At 66.1% G+C, this 3,690-nt stretch carries 2 protein-coding genes; both read left to right on the top strand.

What is annotated here, in order from left to right; genetic code table 11:
• Positions 1-409 precede the first annotated feature (409 nt).
• Complete coding sequence (locus GPA_RS13540; protein WP_015540212.1) at positions 410-2,527, top strand: sodium-translocating pyrophosphatase; 2,118 nt, start codon at positions 410-412, stop codon at positions 2,525-2,527.
• Positions 2,528-3,104: 577 nt separating this feature from the next.
• A partial coding sequence (locus tag GPA_RS13535) for a DUF1848 family protein (RefSeq protein WP_041239665.1) occupies positions 3,105-3,690 on the top strand: 586 nt, incomplete at its 3' end.

Here is a 3,690-nt window from a genome sequence, read left to right as displayed (position 1 = left end):
GCCAAGGGGCGCGGGTGCGCAGGTGCGTTGGGCGCCCGCGCGGCGGATGCGGGCTCGGTCGGGACGGCAAGGCGGGTCTGCCGCTCGGTCATAGGTACTCCTCGGTGAAAGACGGCGCTCGTCCGATACGATGCCCGTCCGCGTGCATAAGGGGATATTCCATCATACCCCTTTTCCCGCCGCCCGCACCGCGGGCTCTGGCGAGCGGTCCGCGCAGGGGCGAACCGTAACCGACGAGCAGGCCGATTGGAACGTACCTCCAGAAAACCTCGATTTCCCCTTCACATTATCTCCGAATCCCCTAGAATAAGGCAGTTGCTATCTTCCCACCACAATGCCCGGTGCGAAGGCAGCATCGTCATAACGGTCGAACCAAGGAGGAAGACACGTGACTACTGCAGTCGCATGGATGGCCCCCGTGTGCGCCTTGATTGGCATCTGCATGGCGGGCTACCTGGGTTCCTGGGTGCTCAAGCAGGACCCGGGTCCCGACAAGATGAACAACATTTCGCTGAAGATCCAGCAGGGCGCCAAGGCGTTCCTCATGAGCGAGTACAAGCTGCTCGTCATCTTCATGGTGATCGTCGCCATCGTCATGGCCGTGGCGCTGTCGCCCATCACGGCGCTCGCGTTCGTCACGGGCGGCGTCATGTCGGCCGCCGCGGGCTACGTCGGCATGCACGTGGCCACGCGCGCCAACACCCGCACGGCCCATGCCGCCGAGGAGTCGGTGGCCAAGGCGCTCAACATCAGCTTCAAGTCCGGCCTGACCATGGGCCTGTGCGTGGCGTCGTTCGCGCTGCTGGGCTTGTCGCTGTGGCTCATCGCCATGGTGTTCGGCATGGCCGCGGGCGTGGACATCAACGCCGAGCTCGCCGGCCTCATGCACACGAACATCGGCATGGTCGAGGGCTTCGCCACCGGCGCTTCCGCCGTTGCGCTGTTCGCCCGTGTGGGCGGCGGCATCTACACGAAGGCGGCCGACGTGGGCGCCGACCTCGTGGGCAAGGTGGAAGCGGGCATTCCCGAGGACGATCCCCGCAACCCCGCCACCATCGCCGACAACGTGGGCGACAACGTGGGCGACGTTGCGGGCATGGGCGCCGACCTGTTCGAGAGCTACACGGGCGCCATCCTGGCCCCCACCATCCTGGCGGCCACCTTCGGCGCGCTGGGCGGCTACTTCGCCACGGGCGACCTCGTGTGGGCGCTCGTGACCCCGGTCATCATCGCCGGCTGCGGCATCATCACGTCCATCATCGGCCTGTTCGCCGTGCGCGCCAAGGAAGGCGCCGCGCTGCACAAGGCCCTGAACCGCGGCACCTACGTCGCGGCCGGCATCGAGATCGTCGTGATCTTCTGCCTGTTCTACGCGTGGAGCACTCAGTCCGTCGACGCGCAGCCGCTGTGGCTGTTCGGCTCGGTGCTGTGCGGCCTGGTGGCGGGCCTCGCCATCGGCAAGATCACCGAGTACTTCTGCTCCGACAAGTACAAGCCGGTGCACAAGATCGCCGACGCGGCCGACACCGGCGCCGCCACGGTCATCATCGAGGGCATCGGCACGGGCATGCTCTCCACCATCGCCCCCATCGTGCTGGTGGCGCTGGCCATCATCGGCGCGTACACGTTCGGCAACCTGGCCTTCCCGCTGGCTTCGGCCGAGGGCGGCATCGCCGTGGGCCTGTTCGGCGTGGGCCTGGCCGCCACGGGCATGCTGTCCAACACCGCCATCACCATCGGCGTGGACGCCTACGGCCCCGTGGCCGACAACGCGGGCGGCATCGCCGAGATGGCGGGCCTGCCCGAGGAGGTGCGCGACCGCACCGACGCCCTCGACGCCGTGGGCAACACGACGGCCGCCATCGCGAAGGGCTTCGCCATCGCGTCCGCCGGCCTGTCGGCCATCTCGCTGTTCGTGTCCTACCAGGCCACCATGCACCATGCCATTCCGAGCTTCGAGCTGACGCTCACTGACCCGCTCATCGTGGCCGGTATCTTCATCGGCGCCATGATGCCGTTCATGTTCGCCGCCCTCACCATGGGCGCGGTGTCGCGCGCGGCCCACGCCATGGTGGAGGAAGTGCGCCGCCAGTTCCGCGAGATCAAGGGCATCATGACCTACGAGGCCGAGCCCGAGTACGACAAGTGCGTGGCCATCTCCACGTCCTCGGCGCTGCGCGAGATGATGCTGCCGGGGTGCCTGGCCATCATCGTGCCGGTTGCCATCGGCTGCTTCAACCCGGCCATGCTCGGCGGCTTTTTGGCCGGCGCCGTGGCCACGGGCATGCTCATGGCCATCTTCATGTCCAACGCCGGCGGTGCGTGGGACAACGCGAAGAAGTACATCGAGCAGGGCCATCACGGCGGCAAGGGCTCCGAGGCCCACAAGGCCGCCGTCGTGGGCGACACCGTGGGCGACCCGTTCAAGGACACCTCGGGTCCGTCCATGAACATCCTCATCAACCTGATGACCATCGTGTCGCTGACGTTCGCGCCGCTGTTCATCATGATCCAGAGCCTGTTCTAGACCTTCCTGCAGAAGCGTTCTTCTCGGGGACCCCGGCGCCAAGCCGGGGTCCCCGTTGTTTTTCGGGGGCGGGGCGGCCGCCTCGCGGGCCGGAGGACCCCGCCCTGCCAGCCAGCCCCAAGGGATGTTACGGCTGCTTTACTGGGGGCAAATGCTCCGGCTTCCCCTTTGATGCATAGTTGATGATCGCGGTCGTGCCGCATGCGCAAAGCGCCTTGCGCATGCCTGCGGCGATTCGATATATGATTGAAAGGGTAAGGGACAAAAAGGCTCGGTAATCTATAGATTTCGGACGGAAACCAAGGGATGGCGAATGTGGTGTTTGCGAAACGCCTGGTAGCAGCCTCGGTGTTTCAATTATCTTTTATTCAGAATAACGACAACGGCCCCTTTTTGTCCACGGCACCGTATGCACCGTGTGTCGAGCGCCTCCTTCGAGGACCACTGCACGCAAAGGTTGTCATATTGTGCTCATCAGCCGATTGTGCGCCAAACGGGGAGTCAGAACAAATGTTTGTCCATTGCCGTATTCTATGGTATGTTCGGAGAGCACGCTGTTTCGCGGAGGAGGCTGCGCGTGATCATCAGCGCATCGCGGCGCACGGACATACCCCGGTTCTTCATGGACTGGATGCTGAACCGCCTAAAGGAGGGGTACGCGCTCGTGCGCAACCCCATGTGCCGCACGCAGGTGAGCCGCGTGGCGCTCGGCGCAGGGGCGGTGGACTGCCTGGCGTTCTGGACGAAGGACCCCACGCCGCTGCTCGCGCAGGCCGCGCGCTTGGAGAGTGCGGCGCCCGCCCCGTACTTCGTGCAGTTCACGCTCAACGCTTACGGCGCGGACGTGGAGGCGGGGCTGCCGCGCAAGGCTGAGCTCGTGGAGACGTTCCGCGAGCTGGCACGCCTCCTGGGCCCCGAGCGCGTGGTGTGGCGCTACAGCCCGATCCTGCTCGGCGGCTCCGGCGGTCGCTACACCGAAGGGCACCACCTGCGCTACTTCGAGACGTTCGCCCGTAAGCTGGAGGGTTCCACGCGCGCGTGCCGGTTGAGCTTCCTGGACGTGTACCCCAAGATCGCGCCCCGCATGCGGGCGCTGGGCCTCTTCGGCGTGCCGGAGGGGCGGAAGGCCGCGCTCGCGCTGCGTCTGGCCGAGATAGGCGCCG

Source organism: Gordonibacter pamelaeae 7-10-1-b, from assembly GCF_000210055.1.
In the GTDB taxonomy this organism is placed as follows: domain Bacteria; phylum Actinomycetota; class Coriobacteriia; order Coriobacteriales; family Eggerthellaceae; genus Gordonibacter; species Gordonibacter pamelaeae.
Note: the sequence above shows the minus strand (reverse complement) of the source record. Positions and strands in the feature narration are given on the sequence as shown.